This is a genomic window from Micromonospora sp. CA-240977, from assembly GCF_050942285.1.
In the GTDB taxonomy this organism is placed as follows: Bacteria; Actinomycetota; Actinomycetes; order Mycobacteriales; family Micromonosporaceae; genus Micromonospora.
This window is the reverse complement of the sequence record NZ_CP192055.1, coordinates 4568106-4588807: the sequence shown is the minus strand read 5'-3', so window position 1 is coordinate 4588807 and position 20702 is coordinate 4568106. Positions and strand designations below refer to the sequence as shown.

At 70.7% G+C, this 20702-nt stretch carries 17 protein-coding genes; 10 read left to right on the top strand and 7 right to left on the bottom strand.

Annotated features, from left to right (window positions below; translation table 11 throughout):
- Window positions 1–165: 165 nt before the first annotated feature.
- Genes ACQPWW_RS21095 through ACQPWW_RS21080 form a run of 4 tightly spaced genes read right to left on the bottom strand, consistent with a single transcriptional unit; the run spans window position 166 to window position 4140 of the window.
- On the bottom strand, window positions 166–1251 hold the full coding sequence (locus tag ACQPWW_RS21095; RefSeq protein WP_433124926.1) for an alpha/beta hydrolase: 1086 nt from the start codon (window positions 1249–1251) through the stop codon (window positions 166–168).
- A complete protein-coding gene (locus ACQPWW_RS21090) occupies window positions 1248–2039 on the bottom strand; it encodes a 2-oxo acid dehydrogenase subunit E2 (RefSeq protein WP_433124924.1) in 792 nt (263 codons plus the stop codon). Before ACQPWW_RS21090 ends, ACQPWW_RS21095 begins: the two co-directional genes overlap by 4 nt.
- Entirely contained in the window at window positions 2036–2263 is a 228-nt protein-coding gene (locus ACQPWW_RS21085) for an acyl carrier protein (protein WP_355032352.1), read from the bottom strand. The genes ACQPWW_RS21090 and ACQPWW_RS21085 overlap by 4 nt, the downstream gene beginning before the upstream one ends.
- Window positions 2260–4140, bottom strand: coding sequence for an HAD-IIIC family phosphatase (locus ACQPWW_RS21080; protein ID WP_433124923.1), 1881 nt, complete (start codon window positions 4138–4140; stop codon window positions 2260–2262). The genes ACQPWW_RS21085 and ACQPWW_RS21080 overlap by 4 nt, the downstream gene beginning before the upstream one ends.
- A 244-nt stretch (window positions 4141–4384) precedes the next feature.
- On the opposite strand from ACQPWW_RS21080, the gene ACQPWW_RS21075 reads away from it, so the two are divergent.
- On the top strand, window positions 4385–5182 hold the full coding sequence (locus ACQPWW_RS21075; RefSeq protein WP_433124921.1) for an AfsR/SARP family transcriptional regulator: 798 nt from the start codon (window positions 4385–4387) through the stop codon (window positions 5180–5182).
- Here the strand turns inward: ACQPWW_RS21075 and ACQPWW_RS21070 are convergent.
- Entirely contained in the window at window positions 5157–5927 is a 771-nt protein-coding gene (locus tag ACQPWW_RS21070; RefSeq protein ID WP_433124920.1) for a thioesterase II family protein, read from the bottom strand. The two genes, ACQPWW_RS21075 and ACQPWW_RS21070, sit on opposite strands and share 26 nt — an antisense overlap.
- A 204-nt stretch (window positions 5928–6131) precedes the next feature.
- On the opposite strand from ACQPWW_RS21070, the gene ACQPWW_RS21065 reads away from it, so the two are divergent.
- Entirely contained in the window at window positions 6132–7079 is a 948-nt protein-coding gene (locus ACQPWW_RS21065; protein WP_433124919.1) for an oxidoreductase, read from the top strand.
- 105 nt (window positions 7080–7184) lie between these two features.
- On the opposite strand, the gene ACQPWW_RS21060 is transcribed toward ACQPWW_RS21065, so the two are convergent.
- Window positions 7185–7802 (bottom strand): TetR/AcrR family transcriptional regulator, encoded by a 618-nt coding sequence (locus tag ACQPWW_RS21060; protein ID WP_433124918.1) that lies wholly within the window; start codon window positions 7800–7802, stop codon window positions 7185–7187.
- A 953-nt stretch (window positions 7803–8755) separates the two neighbouring features.
- Between ACQPWW_RS21060 and ACQPWW_RS21055 the strand changes: the two genes are divergently transcribed.
- The gene (locus ACQPWW_RS21055) at window positions 8756–11557 is read left to right on the top strand and encodes an ATP-binding protein (RefSeq protein WP_433124916.1); all 2802 of its coding nucleotides are present in this window, start codon (window positions 8756–8758) and stop codon (window positions 11555–11557) included.
- 51 nt (window positions 11558–11608) lie between these two features.
- Here ACQPWW_RS21055 and ACQPWW_RS21050 read toward each other — a convergent pair whose 3' ends face one another.
- A complete protein-coding gene (locus ACQPWW_RS21050; RefSeq protein ID WP_433124914.1) occupies window positions 11609–11818 on the bottom strand; it encodes a DUF5988 family protein in 210 nt (69 codons plus the stop codon).
- 304 nt (window positions 11819–12122) lie between these two features.
- Between ACQPWW_RS21050 and ACQPWW_RS21045 the strand changes: the two genes are divergently transcribed.
- The 7 genes from ACQPWW_RS21045 to ACQPWW_RS21015 are packed head-to-tail and all read left to right on the top strand — an operon-like array spanning window position 12123 to window position 20660.
- Window positions 12123–12311 carry a hypothetical protein gene (locus ACQPWW_RS21045; RefSeq protein WP_433124912.1) on the top strand — a complete coding sequence of 63 codons (189 nt, stop codon included), beginning with the start codon at window positions 12123–12125 and terminating at the stop codon, window positions 12309–12311.
- A 25-nt stretch (window positions 12312–12336) separates the two neighbouring features.
- Window positions 12337–14223 (top strand): 2-oxoacid:acceptor oxidoreductase subunit alpha, encoded by a 1887-nt coding sequence (locus tag ACQPWW_RS21040; protein ID WP_433134466.1) that lies wholly within the window; start codon window positions 12337–12339, stop codon window positions 14221–14223.
- The gene (locus ACQPWW_RS21035) at window positions 14216–15250 is read left to right on the top strand and encodes a 2-oxoacid:ferredoxin oxidoreductase subunit beta (RefSeq protein WP_433124911.1); all 1035 of its coding nucleotides are present in this window, start codon (window positions 14216–14218) and stop codon (window positions 15248–15250) included. The genes ACQPWW_RS21040 and ACQPWW_RS21035 overlap by 8 nt, the downstream gene beginning before the upstream one ends.
- Entirely contained in the window at window positions 15250–16863 is a 1614-nt protein-coding gene (locus ACQPWW_RS21030; protein WP_433124909.1) for a methylmalonyl-CoA mutase family protein, read from the top strand. The genes ACQPWW_RS21035 and ACQPWW_RS21030 overlap by 1 nt, the downstream gene beginning before the upstream one ends.
- Complete coding sequence (gene scpA / locus ACQPWW_RS21025) at window positions 16860–18998, top strand: methylmalonyl-CoA mutase (protein WP_433124907.1); 2139 nt, start codon at window positions 16860–16862, stop codon at window positions 18996–18998. The genes ACQPWW_RS21030 and scpA overlap by 4 nt, the downstream gene beginning before the upstream one ends.
- Complete coding sequence (meaB, locus tag ACQPWW_RS21020) at window positions 18995–19969, top strand: methylmalonyl Co-A mutase-associated GTPase MeaB (protein ID WP_433124905.1); 975 nt, start codon at window positions 18995–18997, stop codon at window positions 19967–19969. Before scpA ends, meaB begins: the two co-directional genes overlap by 4 nt.
- A gap of 19 nt (window positions 19970–19988) precedes the next feature.
- Window positions 19989–20660, top strand: coding sequence for a 4'-phosphopantetheinyl transferase family protein (locus ACQPWW_RS21015; protein WP_433124903.1), 672 nt, complete (start codon window positions 19989–19991; stop codon window positions 20658–20660).
- Window positions 20661–20702 lie beyond the last annotated feature (42 nt).

The window sequence follows — 20702 nt, the reverse complement described above, 5'->3', positions numbered from 1 at the left end:
CGGCGATCGGTGTGTCCACCTCCGCGGGAGCAACTCGTCAATCCGACTCCCGCGTCCGGCCGGCTGCCTCGAAGGGCCGTGCCGCCAGATCCGGGCGCGCGTCCCGAGCCGGCCCGCGGCCGACGCGGTCCAGCGGGGTACGGACGCAGGGCAGGCGCGTGGCGGTTACCGGGGACGGGTCAGCCGGCCGCGAACCCGGGCCGCCCGGAAGGCCAGGTTGATCACCGCGCGCTGCGGTGAGCGCACCGCGCGCATCCGCAGGACAGACGCGACAGTCCACAGTTGCGTCTCGGCCACGTGGTCCGGTGCGCCGTGCACGTCGTCGTTCGTCAGCACCGAGAGCTGGCGTACGTGCCGGCGCAGGATGTCCCGGTCGGCCGGCGGGATGATCTCGTCCCTGGTGCTGACCGCGGCGGCGACCGGAATGTCCAGGGCGTCGAGCTGGTCGACGGTCAGGGCCCACGGGCGCAGCCGGTCGGCGAGGCCGGCGACCGGGCTGCCGGTGAGGTGCGCCAGGGTGTCGACGGTGACCCGGGGTAGCGCGCCGAACCACTCCCGATCGGTGAAGAACGCGTTGATCGGCGCTCCCGCCGCCACCACGCCTCGGATCCGGTGATCGTCGACGGCGGCGCGTAGCGCCAGGTGCCCGGCGAAGCTCGGCGTGACGGCGTAGGTCCGGCTCACGTCGGCGCCGTCGGCGACGGCGTCCAACAGAGCGGGGATCATCCGCCAGCTCTTCTCGTCGTACGGAGCGGTGTTCTCGCCGACCCCGGGCAGTTCGGCGACCAGCCCGGCCATGCCGAGCCGAGCTGCCTGGCGCAACACCGGCCCCCACTGCTCCTTCACCGTCACGATGCCCGCCATCACCAGGAGCAGCGGCTTCCGGTCGGTGCGCGACAACCCGGCGGTCCAGCAGCGCACGGTGCCACCGTCGTGGGCGACGGCCAGCGGCGCGATCGACGGATGGTCCTTGCGCCACCGGTCGAAGGTGTCCACGCAGCGGCGCAGCGCCTCGGCGCGGGCCGGACCGTCGACGAACGGGAAGCGGGCCAGGTTGTAGGCCCGGCAGGCGGACAGCAGGTCCCCGGAGCGCTCGAACCGCTCGGCGGCCCTGATCCAGCCGTCCACCCAGGAGCCCGACCGGTCGCCGTCGTCGTGTTCGATGGCGCTCAGCACGCTGGCGTAGCTGGGGATGCGCTGCGCCCGGGCGTGCACGACCACGAACTGCTTCAGCTCGCCGATGTCGTTCATCGGGTGGCCGCCGCGACGGCGTCGGAGACCGGGCTCGGCGCGTACGCCTCGAGCCCGGCGCGGATCTCGGTGAGCACGTCGGCGGCCTCGGCGCCGTCGATGACCCGATGGTCGAAGGCGAGGCTGAGCCGCATCATCGGGGCGATCGCGAGGCCACCGTCCCGCACCACCGGCCGGTCCAGGATGCGACCGACGCCGAGGGTCACAGTGGTGCCGCCGACCGAATGGAAGCCGTCCACCGCCGCGTGTCCGAGCGAGGTCAGCGCGAACGTGCCGAAGGTCCGCGGCCGTCGGGACAGCGGGCGTACCACCCGGCGGAACGCGAACGGCCGCACCGGCCAGGGCAGCCGGTGCAGGGCCCGGACGCCGGCGAACTCCGGCATGACCGCCGGGTCGTTGTCCCGGTAGTGGTCGACCTGCCGCTGCACCTCGTCGAGCCCGCTGCGGTCCAGGTCGGGCAGCACCGCGGAGAGCACCACCCGCTTGCCGTCGAGCGTCTTGTCCAGCGTCAGCTTGCCGCTCACCGTGTCGTACCTGCTGATTCGCGGGCGGATCCGGCCCCGCACCGCCGCGTTCGCCTCCGGGTGCCGGGCCAGCACGCCGGCCGACACCACAAGCAGGTAGCTGACGATCGAGTACCGGCGACCGGCCGCCCGTGCGGTCTGGCGGTGCGCCCGGACCGCGCTCATGTCCACCTCGGTGTCGAGGAAGACCGGCGAGAACTGCCGGATCTCGTCGAGGAAGTGCAGGGTGTGCCGCCGCTGCGGCGCGACCGGTCGTACGCTCACGCCGGCACCGCCAGCGCGTAGACGTCGGTGAGGCTCTGCGCCTCGAGGAGATTGACGAGTGAGATGCTGCGCCCGGTGGCCCGCTCCAGCGCCGACGCCAGCCAGAGCATGTGGACCGAGTCCCAGCCCGGCACCTCGTCGAAGGAGCGACCGGCGTCACCCGCGTCGATCGGCAGCCCGATCTCGTCGCGGATGAGGGTGACGAGATCGTCGATGCTGTTCATCGGTTGCTGCCTCCTAGGCCGTCGTCCAGGTCGATGTGCTCGGGGTGGATGGGCAGGTCGGTCAGGTCGTGCTGGAACACGACGGCGTCGCCGTCCGTGCCGATCTCGGCGAATCCGTAGCGCGGCAGGAGGTCGCGTACCGTCTTGTTCTTGGCGGTCGGGCGGTAGCGGCCGAGCACAGTGCGGACGCCGTCGTGGCGCGCGGCCCGCAACACCGCGGCCAGGCATGCCTGCTCGATGCCGCGGGCGAACACCCGGCAGCTGAGCAGGAAGTTGTCGATGTGGAGACGGTCGCCGTCGCGCCGGGTCAGGATCACCCCGACCAGTCCGTTGTCGCCGAACCGGTCGGCCGAGCGGATGGTCAGGATCCGCTGCGCCGGATCGGCGGCGCGAGCCCGCACCTGCGCCGGTTGCAGCCGCTCTGTGGTCAGGTTGAACTGGTTGGTGCGCAGGGTCAGCTGGGACACCCGTGCCACGTCGGCGTCCGTCAGCGCGGCGAGTCGCACCCGCACACCGAGTTCGCGCAGGTAGTCGGCGATCGACTCGAAGGTTTCCAGGAAGTCCGCACGGGCCAGCTCGTCCCGGTACTGCGCCGGCCGACCCCGGTCTTCGACGGCCAACTCCCGGACGTCGAACCAGCCGTCGCGCAGCAGGGCCGGCACGTGCCCGGACGGCTCCTCGCTCACCGGCACCACTGTCACCCCGGGCAGTTCCCGGCGCACAAGCCCGCACTCGTAGGGGTTGTCGTCGACGAAGACGAAGCTGTCCACCCCGAGGTTGAGGGTCGTGGACAGCTCACGCAGGTTCTCGTGTTTGGGCCGCCAGTTCGCAGCGACCCGGACGAAGTCCTCGTCCCGCAGCGTCATTCCGGGGTGCTCGCGCAGCACGGCGTGCACGGGCTCGGGGTCGTTCTTGCTCACCGCGGCCACCAGTACGCCCTGCGAGCCGAGCTGCTTGACCACCGACTGGAAGGCCCGGAACGCCTCGCCGCGGAGACTGTCCCGCACCTCGATGCCCTCCGGGCCGTCGTCGCCGAGGACCCCACCCCAGACCGTGTTGTCCAGGTCGAGCACCAGGCACTTGCGGGTCATGCCGGACAGGTGCCGCCCGAGGTGGCCGACCTCCTGGGCGTACGCGGCGAGCAGGCCCGGTGCGAGGTGTGCCTTGGCGTAGGTGCTGAGGGCCGGGTCGTACGCCGCGACACCGTCGGAGAGGATCGGATCCAGGTCGAGGCAGATCACCGGCGGGTGCTCGGCGGCGAGCCGCAGCAGCCGAGCGTTGCCCTCGCGCCAGATCGCGCCCAGGGTGGCTCGGGACCGGTGGTCGATGAGCTGGGCGGTGAACCGCCGGGGCAGCGGCAGCGTGTTCAGCACCAGGGTGCCGGTGTTGGCGCTCGCGAATGTCCGGACCAGGCCGGCCACCACCTCCAGGTGGGCCTGGAAGGCCTGGGCCACCTGGTCGGGGGTCCACGGCACCGGTAACCGGTCGAAGACCACCTGTGGGTCGAGCACGCAGAGGGTGATCTGCGGCTGCGCACGATAGAGGCCGCTGTCCGGGTCGCCCAGCTCGAAGACGTAGCTGTCGTGGTCGGTCAGGTGCGGACGCAACAGGATGCCGTGCCGGGCCAGCTCGGCGGTCAGCGCCGGAACCAGCATGCTGAGCGTGCCGTGGCCGGTCAACGCGGCGGTAAGGGTCGGGGTATCGGGGTGTTCTCGCAGCACCTCGTCGGGGTCGAGCCGGGCGAGCAACCGGCCGGCCCGCAGCCGGTCGTCCCCGGTGAGCGGCGCGATCAGCCGAGCCACGCTCGGGTAGTCGACGGCAAGCCGTCCCGCCTGGTGCAGGTCGAGCAGCGTCTCGGCGCTCACAGTGCCGGTCACCGGGCCTCCGATGTCGTGAAAATCCAATTGCTGGCGATCATCGGCGGGCGTTCTAAAGAACGCCTAATGCGGTCCTTCCGGCCGTCCGGGTCGGCCGGCGTCGGAGCGGCGCTACTGAGTCGGAAGTTAGGGGTCGGCTGGCCGCTTCTGGGGTTAGTTCGGCGGCGACCCGCTCCTACCGTTGGCCCAGTACCTCTCCGCACCGTCGGACGATTTCCGCACCGCCCGAGAGGAATTCGAATAGATGCGATATGAAGTGCTGGGTCCGCTGCGAGTCGTGGACGGTCCGGATGCGTCGTCGATCAGCGCCAAGAAGGTCGAGACGCTGCTGGCCGTGTTGCTGATACAGGCCGATCAGGTGGTGTCGCAACACGACCTCGTCACCGCGATCTGGGGTGAGAGCCTGCCCCGCCGCGCGTCGGCCGCGATGCACGTCTACGTCTGCCAGTTGCGCCGGTTCCTGAACCGGCCCAAGAACACCGCCATCGTCACGCGTCCACCCGGCTATGTGCTGCACCTCGGAGACGATGTCCTGGATGTGAACGACCTCCAACGGCTCGTTCACGAAGGACGGACGCTGCGCCGCATCGGCCAACACGCGGAGGCGGCCGAGAAGTTCCGGGCCGGGCTGTCGCTGTGGCGCGGTCCGGCGTTCGACAACCTGCGCGACTGCCACATGATCGACAGGTATGCCACCTGGCTGACCGAGCTGCGTCTGGAGTGCATGGAGCTGTTCAACGACTCCAATCTGGCCATCGGCCGCCACCAGGAGTTGGTTGGCGACCTCTACACCGCTATCGCGCAGTACCCGCTGCGTGAGGCCTTCTATCGTCAGCTGATGCTCGCCCTCTACCGCTCCGAGCGGCGAGCCGACGCGCTTGTCGTCTACCAGCGCGCGTGGGAGACGCTCGACCGCGAGCTTGGTCTGGAGCCGTGCCGGCCGCTGCGCGAGCTGCACCAGGGCATCCTGCGCTCTGATGGCCGACTCGGCACCGCCGGCCCGCGCGCCGAACGGCTCACCGCGGCCGGACTGGCGAGCTGAGCTGCTGGTCCAGGATCCGCACCACCGCATCCTTCCCGGCGACCAGGTAGAAGTGGTCGCCGGGAAGTTTGTGCAGGGCGAACGGCCCGGAGGTGTGCTCCGCCCAGGCCCGTGCCTCCTCCTCGGTCGTGCGCGGATCGGCGTCGCCGACGATCGCGGTGATCGGGCAGGTGACTCGCTGGCCCGGGCGGTGCCGGTAGGACTCGATGGCGGTGTAGTCGGCCCGCAGCGCCGGCATCACCATCGCCACCAGTTCCGGGTCGCGCAGCACGGCCGGGTCGGTCCCACCCAGCTCGACGACCTCGGCCAGGACGCCGGCCGCGTCCCGCTGATGGATCCGCTCCTCCCGGTAGCGTGACGGGGCCCGTCGGCCGGAGGCGAACAGATGGGCCGGCGCCGGCCGGCCGGCGCGCTCGAGCCGCAGCGCCACCTCGTACGCCACGATCGCGCCCATGCTGTGCCCGAAGAAGGTGAGCGGCCGGTCGTCCGGCCCCGCCAGCGCCTCGGCGATCTGCTCGGCCAGCGCGCCGATCTCGCTGACCTGCGCTTCCGATCGCCGCTCCTGCCGGCCCGGGTACTGCACCGCGAGCACGTCGAACCGGCCGCTCAGGGTGGCCGAGTAGGGCAGGTAGAAGCTGGCCGCGCCGCCCGCGTGCGGGAAGAGCAGCAGGCGCTCGGTGGCGGCTTTCGGCGCCGGATGGAACCGGCGCAGCCACCGGCCGGGGTCGACCGCCGTGCTGGTCATCGCGAACCGTCCCTTCCCGTGACGTGAGGCTGACAGGGAAATCGTAGGAAGGTGGTGGACCCGTAACCCACCCCTAGTGACCCCTAGATCGTCCGAACGGTCGAGTCCCCTAGTCGCTCCCTTTTCTGGACAAGCCCGTCCGGATCACATAACGTAACCGGGACAAGTATTCCGTTTATCCGTACCTGATCAAGGAGACGGGCGATGCAAAGTCCGCAGGGCACTCCCTGGACCGTGGCCGACGTGCCGGACCAGACCGGCAGGGTGGCAGTGGTGACCGGGGCCAGCACCGGTCTCGGCTTCGAGGTGGCGTCCGTCCTGGCCGCGCGCGGAGCCACGCTGGTGCTCGCCTGCCGCAACCGGGAGCGCGCGATGGCGGCTGCGCGGCGGATCACCGAGGCGACGCCGGGCGCACGGGTGAGCATCCAGCAGGTCGACCTCGCCTCGCTGGCATCGCTGACCCAGGCGGCCGAAGAGCTCGGCACCGAGCACGAGTTCATCGATCTGCTGATCAACAATGCCGGTGTGATGGTCCCGCGCCGGGACACCACAATGGACGGTCACGAGCTGCACCTCGGGGTGAACCACCTCGGCACCTTCGCGCTGACCAGCCTCCTGATCGACCGCCTGCTGCCCACTCCGGGCTCGCGGATCGTGACGGTCAGCAGCGTGGCTCACCGCAACGCCCGGCTGCGGCTTGACGATCTGCAGTCCAGCGCCAACTACAAGTGGGGCGAGGCGTACGCCCAGTCCAAGCTGGCCAACCTGTTGTTCACCTACGAGTTGCAGCGACGGCTGGCCGCCATCGGCGCGGAGACCATCGCGGTGGCCGCGCATCCGGGCAACGCCGACACCGAGCTGGTCCGCGACTTCCCACTACAGCAAAAGATCATCGGCAGCCCACTGGTGCGCTGGGCCACGAAATGGCTCTTCCAGCATCCGCCCGAGGGGGCACTGCCCCTACTGCGGGCCGCCACCGATCCCGCAGTGCGCGGCGGGGAATATTACGGGCCGTCCGGCTTCCGCGAATACACCGGAAGCCCGGTCCGGGTCGAGTCGGTCGGCCAGTCGCACGACCTCGACGCCCAGCGGCTGCTCTGGGCGGCGTCGGAGCGACTCTGTGGCGTCTCGTTCGGGCCCGTCATCGCATGAAGTCGCGCACCCTGCCCGGTGACCGGGCAGGGTGCGCCCGCCCTGGCCCGCTCCGGTCAGGCGCCGCCGTTGCGCGGCCGGGCTCGGCGGTCGCCGCTGTCGGCGTCATGTCGGACGGGCTGGCCGTGGCATCCGGGGGTCGGGGCGTAGGCCGCGTCGGATGATCCCGATGAGGCGGCCGCGTGCCTCGGAGTCGACGCCGAAGCGTTCACGGGCCAGGCAACCCTCGAGCAGGGCCTTGATGTCGGCCACGGTGATCTCCGGGCGGACGCCGCCGGCGGCCTGGGCGCCGTCGAGCAGGTCGGCCAACGCGGTGCCGAAGTCGTACGCCGACGCCGAGGCGGCGGCCTCCACATCGAAGCCGGCCTTGGCCAGCGCCTCAGCCAGCCCGCGGTCGGTCGACCCCTCGGCGACCAGGACCGTGAAGAACTCGAAGAACGCGTCGACCGGCGACAGTCGTTCGTGCAGCTCGCGCGCGCGGCGCACGAGCTGCTCGGCCCGCTCGTGCACGATCGCCCCGAACAGGGATTCCTTTGTGGGGAAGTGCCGGCTCACCGTGCCGGTGCCCACCCCGGCTCGGCGGGCGATCTCGGCGACGCTCACCGAAGTGCCCTCGGTGGCGAATGCGGTGATGGCCGCCCGGAGCACCAACTCGCGGTTGCGTCGGGCGTCGGCTCGCAGCGCCCGGGCGGGTTGCTCCGAGGACGCGGCAGGGCGTTGCATGTCCGGTGACGCCACACCTACCTCCGGTAGCCAAGTTGATAGACAAGCGGAACGGACGTCCCCTATCCTACGCGGGCGAGCGGCGGTGTCCACGCGCCGCTGAGATCTTGTTGGCACCGCACGACCGACGACGTTCGTCCGGTGCCGATCATCCATCATCACGCCAGCACCAGGGCGAGGGGTGGCGTCTTCGGTGGCTGGCGGGCGAATAGGCCAGCACGAGCGGGGTGGGTCGGTGACAGAGAGTCGTCGGTGCAGCGCGGCGAGCGGGTCGACCGCCCACCGCGGGCAGCATCACCTGGTGGTCGGCGGCACCTCGAAGCCGGGCGCGAGGGGGTGGGGGTTGCGCTCTCAGGTGGGAGGAGTCTCCCGCTCGGCCCCCTCCTCCCGAGGATCGTCCTGTCTGGAGCGACGATGGGCCGCGGACGCGGTCCGACGTGCTCAGCCGGGACGAACGCGGGTCATCACCGAGCCCTGATGGTAAGACACCGTTCACTTTCCCGAAACATTGTTATCCGGGTTGGGAGGAACGTCCGAATTCTCATCACTAGGTTGACTCACGGGTAGTGAGATCTAGGTCACTCGATCTGGTCGAGGACATTTCTCTTCGACGATTCGTGGTTACATGGCGCAAAATCAGCTTTGCGCTCTGGGAATATGCACCGGGCGAGGCGACGGTCACGATCCTGAGCGCCGCGTGGTGATCGAAGCGCAGCATTAGCGTTGAAAGCGACAGTTGACCCACGGGAGGCACGTCTGGGCGCGACCGATATTTGATCCGTAAATAATTGAACGCGACATCTGCCGCCATCGAACCGACATTTTTCCGGTGTTTCTCGATAGTTGTGGGATGTCTTTCCGTTGAGCCGGTCGACCCTGGGGGGGTCGGCGGCGTTCGCTGCCTGCGGCGGCGCTGCCTTGGTCGGAAGCACAGAGCCTAACGGGGGCGTTGGATGACTCTGGTCGAACGAACATATCAATGGCGAGCATGCGAGGAACTGCTGAGCGGGGCACTCCGCGGGAACGGCGGAATCGGTCTGATCACCGGTCCGGCCGGGAGCGGTAAGACCAGCCTGTTGCAGGAGTTCGTCGAGCGAGCCGGACGCGCTGGTTGTCAGGTGCTGACCGCCACCGGCTCGCACGGCGAGCAGGAGGTGCCGCTGGGCATCGTGGGCCAGTTGCTCCACCGGGCGGATCTGCCCGAGTCGGAAGCGGCCACCGTGACCGACCTGCTCGCCGAGGTGGCCCTGACCTGGTCCACCTCACCGGGCGACAACTCGAACCCGGTCGCGATGCACACGCTGCAGCGACTGTGCCTGCCGATTCTCCGGCTCGGCGCCGCGGCACCGCTGGTCATCGTCGTGGACGACATGCACCTGGCGGATCGCCCGTCGCTGCAGTGCCTGTCCTATCTGGCCCGCCGCGTGCGACACGCGCGCGTGCTGCTGCTGCTCAGTGAGGGGACGCGGCGCTACTGGCAGGACCGTTTCCTGCGGGCCGACCTGGTCCGCAACCCCAGCTGCCGGCAGATTCCCGTACGCCTGCTCAGTCCGGTCGGTGTGGAGGGGGTGCTGCGAGCCGCCTCCGCCGTCGCCGACGCCTCGATGGTCGCCGAATGCGCGGCGATGACCGGGGGCAACCCCCTGCTGCTGCGAGCCCTCATCGAGGACAGCGAAGGCCACTGGGCCGGCGGGCGGCCGACACCGGGCGACAGGTTCGCCGACGCGGTCGCCGACTGCCTGTACCGCTGCCAGCCCACCACCAGCGACGTGGCCCGGGCGCTCGCGGTGCTCGGTAACGGCTCGACGGCTCTGTTGGGCCAACTGCTCGGCAGGAGCGCCGAGGAGGTGGGCCACGAGCTCGCGCTCCTTGTCGACGCCGGGCTGGTGGAGGACGGCAGCTACCGGCACCCTTCGTTGCGAGCAGCGGTGCTGGCCGGGATCGAACCACGGGAGTTGGCTCCCTTGCACGGCGCGGCCGCCCGGGTGCTGCACGGCGCCGGCTTTCCGCAGGGCGTCGTCGCCGACCACCTTCTCGCCGCGGACCGGGTGACCGAGGCGTGGGCGGCACAGACGCTGTGTGACGAGGCGGTGCGGGCGCTCGGCGAGGGCGACCTCGACCGCACCCTCAACTACCTTCGCGCCGCGCAGACGCCGAACGATGACGAGAAGTACCGGGCCACCGTTGCCGCACTGCTGGCCCGAACCGAGTGGCGCCGCGACCCCGCCCGGGCCCTGCGCTGCCTGCACGGACTGCTGACCGCCGACGGCGACCTGCGGTCCGTCGTGCGCTGCCGGATGATGGCCGTGCACCTGCTGCTCTGGCACGGCCGCCCCGGCGAGGCGATCGACGCGATCAGCGCCCTGTTCGACCGGGACGACCTGGACGAGCAGGCGGTGACGACGGTCGGGATGACCATCCTCTGGCTGTCCTCGCTGTTCCCGGCCGAGGCCAACCGTCTGCACCGCCGCTGGGCCGCGCTGATGCGGGCCCGGCCGGACCTGAACACGAAGACAGCACAGCGGCAGACCGTGGCCTTGCTGCGGCGGTCCGCGAGCCGGGGGCCGGACGCCAAGACGATCGAGTTGGCGCGGGGACTGCTGGACCGTTCACCGATCACCGACGGCGCACTGCCGACCCTGTTCACCGCGTTGTCGATCCTGATCGTGGCGGGCCGGACGGACCTGGCCGTGGGGTGGTGCGACCGGCGGCTGGTGGAGGAGCCGGTCAGCCGGACGCCCACCTGGCGGGCGTTGATCCTGGCCCTGCGGGCCGAGATCATGCTGCGCCGCGGCGCCGTTGCCGAGGCCCACGCCACGGCAAGGACGGCGTTGTCCACCATCTCACTGCAAGGTTGGGGGGTGGCCCTTGGGGGAGTGTTGGCGACCCTGATCACGGGCTCGACGCTGGCCGGGGACTACGCGGCCGCGGCCGGGTATCTGGACGTCGCGCTGCCGGCGAGCACGTTGACCACGCCCTTCGGCCTGAAGCACCTCTACGCCCGCGGCACCTTCTACCTGGCCACCGACCAGGTGCAGGCCGCGGTCCGCGACTTCCAGTCGTGCGGCCGGATGGTCAAGGCTTGGCAGTACGACGTGACGGGGGTGGTCCCGTGGCGACTCGGCCTCGCCCAGGCGTACCTCAAGCAGGGGTTTCGACGGCAGTGCCGGGAGCAGGCGAACAAGCAGCTCAGACTACTCGGCGACCGCTACCCGGAGGTTCGCGGCGCGGCCATGGCGGTGCTCGCCGCGGTCAGCGCACCGGAGCAGCGACTGGCGCTGCTCGAAGAGGCCGCCGAGTTGCTGATGGCGGGCGAGGACCGGGTCACGACCGCGTGGGTGTGCGCCGAACTCGCCGACGCGCTGCGGGCGGCGGGCCAGCTGAACCGCGCGCGGATGGCCGACCGCACCGCCCGGGAACTCGCCGAGCAGTGCGGTTGCCGGCCATTGCTGGAGCGCCTGAACCGGGCCGATCCGGAGCCGGTCACCAATGGCGCGCGACTGGCGAGCGTCGACGCGTACGGGTCGGAGAGCCTCAGCGATGCCGAGCGGCGGGTCGCCGCCCTGGCGGCGTCCGGCTACACCAACCGTGCCGTCGCCGACCAGCTCTACATCACGGTGAGCACTGTCGAACAGCATCTCACCCGGGCGTACCGGAAACTGGGCATCCGGCAGCGCGGCGAATTGGCGGCGGCGCTCGACGACCGGATCGACGAGGGTGTGAACGGCGCCAGTCACGCGCCCGTTGACGTCTGAGCGGCAATTACGGCTGGGCGCCGTCTGGCCACGCTGCCCGACGGCGCCTCGTCACTCTGCCGTTTTGGTCCGCATCGTCCAGCGGAAGATGGGCACGCCGGTCTCGGTGAATTCGTTGATCCGTTCGAAGTGCTCCCACCCGTTGTAGAACATGACCTTCACCTTGTGGTCCGTCATGGACACGTGGGTGCTGCGCAGGTCATCGGGCATGTAGCCGGGGCCACCTTCCAGGCGACATTCCTCGTACAGGGTCTCGGACATGATTCGACACCTCCCTAGTGTCGTGCCGAATTCCGTGGCGAATCGGGGTCTCGGACGCCCGCTCGTGGCCGTCACGTTAAAGCCGCTGGTAAATGCTTGTCAACCCTGCTAGGAATTGACGCCGGCGATGGGGGAACGCTTAAGAACGGTATTAGCGGCGGAAAAGAACGATCCATAAAATCGTTCTCGCAACCCGCTTAGGAGCCCTGTCATGCGAGCTTTACGAGCAATCTCTGGTTTGTGGCGCAGGCGGATCGTCCCCTGGCTGCGCACCAACGGAGACGACCTGGTGATGAGTTTCAGCATGGTCAGCGTCACCGTCCTCCTCCTGCCGGCCGATCTGCTGCTCAAGCTGCGCGCCGAGAAGGATGAGCAGCTCGACGAGACCGACGGTGATCCGCCCGGACACGACCTTCCCGAGCGGCCGCTGACCACGGCGGAGCAGCACGCCTGGCAGACCCTGACCGCGACCCTGAAAACCGACACCGAATAGCGCCCCGACGGGAGCTCAGATGCCGATGCCGCCCACCAACGAAGCCGCCGGGTCCCGCCGAACTCTCCGCATCGACCGGGTGGTCATCCGGTTCGCCGGCGACTCGGGCGACGGCATGCAGCTGACCGGTGACCGGTTCACGTCCGAAACAGCCCAGCTGGGTAACGACATCTCCACGCTGCCCAACTTTCCGGCCGAGATCAGGGCGCCCGCGGGCACCCTGCCGGGTGTGTCGAGTTTCCAGGTGCACTTCGCCGACTACGACATCCTCACCCCCGGCGACGCGCCCGACGTCCTGGTCGCCATGAACCCGGCGGCGCTCAAGGCGAACCTGTCCGACCTGCCGGCCGGCGCCGACATCATCGTCAACACCGACGAGTTCACCCCACGCAACCTGGCCAAGGTCGGCTACGCGGCCAGTCCGCTCGACGACGGTTCCCTCGCCGATTTCGCGGTACACCCGGTCGCGCTCACCTCGATGACCGTCGACGCGGTGAGCGAGCTGGGGATTTCCAAGAAGGACGCCGAGCGGGCCAAGAACATGTTCGCGTTGGGCCTGCTGAGCTGGATGTACTCGCGGCCCTTCGAGTCGACCCTCAGGTTCCTGGAGCGGAAGTTCGCGAAGCGACCGGATCTGGTCACGGCGAACAAGGTCGCGTTCCAGGCGGGCTGGAACTTCGGGGAGACCGCCGAGGACTTCGCGGTCCGGTACGAGGTGAAACCAGCGAAGATGCGACCCGGCACCTATCGCAACATCACGGGCAACCAAGCCCTCGCGCTCGGCCTGGTGGCGGCGGCGGTCCGGTCGAAACTGCCGCTGTTCGTCGGTGCCTACCCGATCACTCCGGCTTCGGACATCCTGCACGAGTTGTCGAAGCACAAACGGTTCGGGATCACCACAATGCAGGCCGAGGACGAGATCGCGGCGATTGGCGCGGCCCTGGGCGCCTCGTACGGCGGCGCGCTCGGCGTGACCACCACCTCCGGTCCGGGCGTGGCGCTCAAGGGCGAGACAATCTCCCTGGCCGTCGCCCTCGAACTGCCGTTGGTGATCGTCGACGTGCAGCGGGCCGGACCTTCCACGGGGATGCCGACAAAGACCGAGCAGGCCGACCTGAACATCGCGTTGTACGGCCGGCACGGGGAGGCGCCGCTCGCGGTGATCGCGCCGAAGTCGCCGTCCGACTGCTTCCACGCGGCGATCGAAGCGGCCCGGATCGCGCTGACGTACCGCACCCCGGTGATCCTGCTGTCGGACAACTACGTGGCCAACGGATCCGAGCCGTGGCTGCTGCCCGACGCGGGTGAGCTGCCCGACCTCAGCGTCACGTTCGCCACCACGCCGAACGGTGCCGACGGACGATTCCTCCCGTACCTGCGCGACCCGTACACCCTGGCCCGGCCCTGGGCCGTCCCCGGCACTCCCGGCCTGGAGCACCGGATCGGTGGCCTGGAGAAGGCCGACAAGACCGGGGACATCTGTTACGACCCGGACAACCACGAGTTCATGGTCCGTACCCGGGCGGCCCGGATCGAGGCGATCGACGTACCCGCTGTCGAGGTCGAGGACCCGGACGCGGACAACGGCGACGGACAGGGCGGCCGGGTGCTGGTGCTCGGCTGGGGATCGACGTACGGCCCGATCGGCGCGGCCTGCCGGGCACTGCGCCAGCGCGGGCTGCCGATCGCCCAGGCGCACCTGCGCCACCTCGCCCCGCTGCCGGCCAATCTCGGCGCGGTGCTCGCGGGTTACGACAAGGTCGTCGTCCCGGAGATGAACCTGGGCCAGCTGGCCCAGGTCATCCGGGCGAGATACCTGGTCGACGCGGTTCCGTTCAACCAGGTCAGCGGCCTGCCGTTCACCGCCGCGACGCTGGAAGGCCTGCTTGAGGACGTGGTCAAGAATGGCTAGCCCCACCATCCCGCTCACGCCGGTCACGCTGACGGCGAAGGACTTCAAATCCGACCAGGAGGTGCGCTGGTGCCCCGGCTGCGGTGACTACGCGATCCTCGCCGCCGTGCAAGGGTTCCTGCCCGAACTCGGCATCGCCCGGGAGAACATCGTCTTCGTCTCCGGGATCGGCTGCTCCTCGCGGTTCCCGTACTACCTGAACACGTACGGGATGCACTCGATCCACGGCCGCGCCCCGGCGATCGCGACAGGCCTGTCGGTGTCCCGCCCGGACCTGTCGGTCTGGGTGGTCACCGGCGACGGCGACGCGCTCTCCATCGGTGGCAACCACCTGATCCACGCGCTGCGACGCAACGTCAACCTCAAGATCCTTCTGTTCAACAACCGGATCTACGGTCTGACCAAGGGCCAGTACTCACCGACCTCCGAACTAGGGAAGGTCACCAAGTCGACGCCGGCCGGCTCGGCGGACGCCCCGTTCAACCCGCTCTCGCTCGCCCTCGGGGCGGAGGCCAGCTTCGTCGGCCGGACCATCGACTCCGACCGCAAGCACCTCCAGTCGGTGCTCCGCGCCGCCGCCGAGCACCAGGGCAGCGCGCTCGTCGAGATCTACCAGAACTGCAACATCTTCAACGACGGCGCCTTCGAGCTGATCAAGGATTCGACCAGCCGCGACGACCACCTGATCCGCCTCGAGCACGGCCAGCCGATCACGTTCGGCGCCGAGCGACAGTTCTCCGTCGTACGCGCCGACGGCGGCTTCGGCCTGGAGGTCCACGAGGGTGGTCAGGCGGTCGTCCACGACGTCGCCGTCGAGAATCCGGCGTACGCCTTCGCCCTGACCCGACTCTCCGGCTCCGACCTGGGCACCACCCCGATCGGCGTCCTTCGCGATGTCCACCGCCCCAGCTACGGCGAGCTCGTCCAGAGGCAACTGCGGGACGCAGCCGTCGACGTGAGCCCCGAGCAGCTGCTGAACGAGCTACTTCAGCAGGCCGACACCTGGACCACGAAGGAGACGCCGTAGTGTCCGTCACCACGCGAAGCCCGGCGACCCTGGACCGCTGGCGTGAACTGGCCCTGCCGGTGCTACGCCGGACCGCAGAGGTCGCCGACGCGGCCGACGTCGACCGCATCCTCGCCACGACCACCGACGACGGCGTCACGATCGCACCGCTGTACGTGGACAGTCACGCGGTGCCGGAGGTGCATCCCGCTCCGGGCCCGTGGGACGTCCGTCAGCAACTCACCGACGAGGCCGATCTCGCCGAGGAGGTGGCCGGCGGAACGACCTCGCTCTGGCTCGTCGGCGAGGACGTGCCGCCCGCGGTCCTGTCGAGTGGTCTCTGCCTGGTGCTCGACGCCGGCCCGCGGACCGAGGTGGCCGCCGACGCTCTCCTGCGCCAACTACACGACCGGCCCGTGCCACTGTGCGGAAACCTCGGCGCCGACCCGCTGGGCCTGGCGGTCCGCACCGGTCGGTCACCCCGGCTGGACCCCCTGACCCGGCTCGCCCGCCGCTGCGTCGAGGAGCACCCGCCGCTGCGGGCCGCGACCGTGGACGCCACCGCCTACCACGACGCCGGTGCGCCCGACGTGCTGGAGTTGGCATACGCGCTGGCCACGGGCGTCACGTACCTTCGCGAGCTGACCGCAGCGGGCCTCGACCTGCGCACCGCGATGGGTCAGATCGAGTTCCGCTACGCGGTGGGCTGCGACCAGTGGCCGTCGATCGCCAAGCTCCGCGCCGCCCAGCTCCTCTGGACCCGGGTCGCCCGGGCGGCCGGCGTCTCCGGACCGCTGCGCCAGCGTCAACACGCTGTCACGTCCCGGCCGATGATGACCGCCCGCGCCCCGTGGACGAACATCGTCCGGTCCACGGTGGCCGCGTTCGCCGCCGTCGTGGGTGGGGCGGACGCGGTGACCGTCCTGCCCCACGACGGGTGCCGCGGCCCGTCCGGCGCGGACGCCCGGCGGCTGGCTCGCACGACTCACGCCGTGCTGCGGCTGGAGACCGAGGCCGGGCGCGTTCAGGACCCGGCCGCCGGCTCCTGGTACGCCGAGCACCTCACCCGTGACCTGGCGCTCGCCGCCTGGGACCGGTTCCGCGCCGTCGAGCGCAACGGCGGCATGGTCGCCTCCGTCGCCGACGGCACGGTCGCCGCCGAACTCGCCGAGGCCGCGCAGCGGCGCCGGGCCGACGTGCGCCGCCTGCGCCGCCCGATCGTCGGCGTCACCGAGTTTCCCGCTCTGGACGAGGACCCACCCGCGACCCTCACCGACGGCCGGCACGCTGTGGAGTTCGAGCGGCTGCGGGACCGCGCCGCGGACGGGAAGGTGTCCCCGATCGGCCTGGTGGTGCTCGACTCACCGGCGGCGGCCGCCGACACCGCGATCGTCAGGCGGATCCTCCAGGTCGCCGGACTGCGCACCACCGAGGACGTGTCCACCGCGGCGGTGGTGTGCGTCTGCGGGCTCGACGGCGGCCCGATCCCCGAACGATTGCGCCGCCCGGGGGTACGCCTCTGGGCCGTCGCCGTTCCGACGGCCGGCGTGATCGCGGACGGCTTCCTCTACCCGGGCTGCGACGCGGTGGCCGCGCTCGCGGCGATTCTGGACCAGGCGGGAGCGCCACGATGATCCCGAACTTCGGCGACCTCGAGTTCGGCGAGCCCGAACCGGCTCTGGTCACCAGCCAGAGCAGCGCCGGTGACACGCTCGAAGGCATCCCGCTACGGCGCCGCTACACCGTCGGCGGCGTCGGCGGCGGCGTGCCCGGCGCACCGCCGTTCCTCCGGGGCCCCTACCCGACCATGTACACCACCCAGCCGTGGACCATCCGTCAGTACGCCGGCTTCTCCACCGCCGAGGAGTCCAACGCCTTCTACCGCCGCAACCTGGCGGCCGGGCAGACTGGTCTGTCGATCGCCTTCGACCTGCCCACGCACCGCGGCTACGACTCCGACCATCCCCGGGCGCGCGGCGACGTCGGGATGGCCGGCGTCGCCATCGACTCCCTCCTGGACATGCGCATCCTCTTCGACGGCATCCCACTCGACCGGACGAGCGTGTCGATGACCATGAACGGGGCGGTGCTCCCGATCCTGGCGCTCTACATCGTCGCGGCGGAGGAGCAGGGGGTGCCCCCGGAGAAGCTCAGCGGGACCATCCAGAACGACATTCTCAAGGAGTTCATGGTCCGGAACACCTACATCTATCCGCCCGCGCCGTCGATGCGGATCGTGGCCGACATCCTCGCCTGGACCGCGGCCCGGATGCCCCGATTCAACTCGATCTCCATCTCCGGCTATCACATGCACGAGGCCGGGGCCACCGCGGATCTGGAGCTCGCCTACACGTTGGCGAACGGTCTGGAGTACCTGCGCGCGGCCCGCGACGCCGGCCTGGACATCGACAAGATCGCTCAGCGGCTGTCGTTCTTCTGGGCGGTCGGCATGAACTTCTTCATGGAGGTCGCCAAGCTGCGGGCCGGCCGCGTGCTCTGGTCCGAGTTGGTGTCCGGTTTCGGGGCGCACAGCCCCAAATCGCTGAGCCTGCGTGCGCACTGCCAGACCTCGGGCTGGTCACTGACCGCGCACGACGTCCTCAACAACGTGGTGCGTACCGCCGTGGAGGCGATGGCCGCGACCCAGGGACACACCCAGTCGCTGCACACGAACGCCTTCGACGAGGCGCTCGCCCTGCCGACCGACTTCTCCGCCCGGATCGCCCGGGACACCCAACTCCTGTTGCGGGACGAGGCCGGCACCACCCGCGTGATCGATCCGTGGGGCGGCAGCGGGTATGTCGAGCACCTGACCGCGGGCCTGATCGCCCGGGCCAGGACGCATCTCGCCGAGATCGAAGCGGCCGGCGGCATGACCCGGGCCATCGGGCAGGGGCTGCCGAAGATGCGGATCGAGGAGACCGCGGCGCGGACGCAGGCGCGGATCGACGCGCGTCGCCGCCCGGTGGTCGGCCTCAACGTGTTCCCCGCGCCCGAGGGGGAGCGGATCGAGGTGCTGAAGGTGGACAACGCGGCAGTGCTGCGGGCCCAGACCGAGCGCCTGCGCCGGCTGCGGGAGGTCCGGGACGAGGTTGCCTGCGCCGCCGCCCTGGAGGCGATGGTGGCGGCCGCGGCCGGCCCGTCCAGCGCCACCGGGCCGGGCAACCTGCTGCACTGCGCGGTGGACGCGGCGCGGGCCGGAGCGACGGTGGGGGAGATGTCGGCTGCGCTGGAGCGCGTGTACGGGCGGCATGTCGCCACCGTCCAGACGGTGTCCGGTGTCTATCAGCGGGAGAGCGGCGACGACGGGGCGGTCCGGGACGCCCGGGCGGCGGTCGCCGCGTTCGCCGCCGGACACGGTCGTCGACCCCGGATCCTCGTCGCCAAGATCGGGCAGGACGGACACGATCGCGGCCAGAAGGTCGTTGCCGGGGCACTCGCCGATCTGGGTTTCGACGTGGACGTCGGGCCCCTGTTCCAGACACCGCGCGAGGTCGCCACCCAGGCGGTCGACGCCGACGTGCACCTGGTCGGGGTGAGCTCTCTCGCCGGCGGCCACCTCAGTCTGCTGCCCGAGCTGCGCGCCGAACTGGTGGCGATGGGCCGCGGCGACATCCTGGTGGTGATCGGCGGGGTCATCCCGCCCGGCGACTACGACGCGCTGCGGTCGGCCGGCGCGGCGGCGATCTTCGGCTCCGGGACGGTGATCGCACAAGCCGCTCAGAACCTGCTGGCCATTCTGGACGACCGCGCTGGCAGCACTGGGTGAGCACCGGTGTGGAAGCCTGCGCCGAGGCGGTCCTCGCCGGCTCGCGGGCCGCGATCGGCCGCGCCATCACGATGCTCGAATCGACGCTGCCGGCCGACCGCGACAGTGGCCGGGAACTGCTGCGCCACCTCGCCCCACACCGCGGGGGCGCCCACCGGATCGGCGTCTCCGGCGTGCCCGGCGCCGGCAAGTCCACGCTGATAGACGCACTCGGCGCCCTGCTGATCGAGCGCGGCCACCGGGTGGCGGTGCTGGCCGTGGACCCGTCGTCGGAGCGTACCGGTGGCAGCATCCTGGGCGACGCCACCCGGATGTCCCGGTTGGCGGCGGCACCGGCGGCGTACCTGCGGGGGTCACCCTCGTCCGGGCGGCTCGGCGGCCTCGGCCGCGCCACGGCGGCGGCGGTGGCGGTGGTGGAGGCGGCCGGATACGACGTCGTGCTCGTGGAGACGGTCGGCGTCGGCCAGTCGGAGACCGCCGTGGCCGCCATCGTCGACACCTTCCTCCTGCTCGGACTGGTGGGGGCGGGCGACGACCTGCAAGGGCTGAAGATGGGCGTGCTGGAGCGCGCCGATCTGATCGTGATCAACAAGGCGGACGGCGACCGCGACAAGCCGGCCCAGGCCGCAGCGCGTCAACTGGCGGCGGCGCTGCGGCTGCTGCCCCGGGACGGTCGGCCGGTGCCACCCGTGCTGACGTGCAGCGCCCTCGACGGCACCGGGCTGGTCGAGCTCGTCGAGCGGTTGGCCGCCAGGTACCGGTCCGGCGCCGAGTCGGGCGATCTGGCGCGGCGTCGGTGTGAACAGAGCATCGAGGCGATCCGGGTGCAGGCCCGGCATGCGGTCCTGGACGAACTGGCCGAGGTGCCGACGCCGGCCGGGGTGGATGCCGCGGTGGCGGCCGGCACCCTCGGGGTGGCCGATGCCGCCGATGAGCTGGTCCGGGCGTACCACGACAGGATCCGCGCGTGAACCGGCACGTGGTGGCCTCGTGATCGAGCGGATCCTGCCGCCCGGCGCGGCCACTGCCGAGGCGTTCGACGACGAGCTGCCGGCCCCGCTCTTTCCGGAGGAGGAGCACCTTGTCGTACGAGCGGTCGCCAAGCGTCGCCGCGAGTTCGCGACCGGGCGGCGCTGCGCCCGGGAGGCGCTGGCGAAGCTGGGTCATCCCGCGGTCCCGCTGACCGCAGGGGAGCGGGGAGCGCCACGGTGGCCGGACGGTGTGGTCGGGAGCATCACCCACTGTGCGGGATACCGGGCCGCGGCGGCCGCTCCCGCCGCGCTGCTGCGCGCGGTGGGTGTCGACGCCGAGCCGCACGAAGCGCTGCCGCCCGGGATCCTGGACGTCATCGCCGACGCCGGTGAGCGCGACCTGATCGCCCGGCTCCACGCGAATGATCCGTCGGTACATTGGGACCGGCTGCTGTTCTGCGCCAAGGAGGCCGTGTACAAGGCGTGGTTTCCGTTGACCCACCGGTGGTTGGGTTTCGACGACGCCGCCGTGTCGCTCGACCCGGTCGGCCGGCGGTTCGCGGCGCGTCTGCTGGTGCCCGGACCGGTCGTCAGCTTCTCCGGGCGGTGGATGGTGGACAGTGGACTGCTGCTGGCGGCGGTGGCGGTGGGCAACGACGCCGCCACCGGACCGCTTGTGGCCGCCGGATGACGGCGTGTCGCTCGGTGGGCCGCCGCTCTGCGCGCCCTGGCC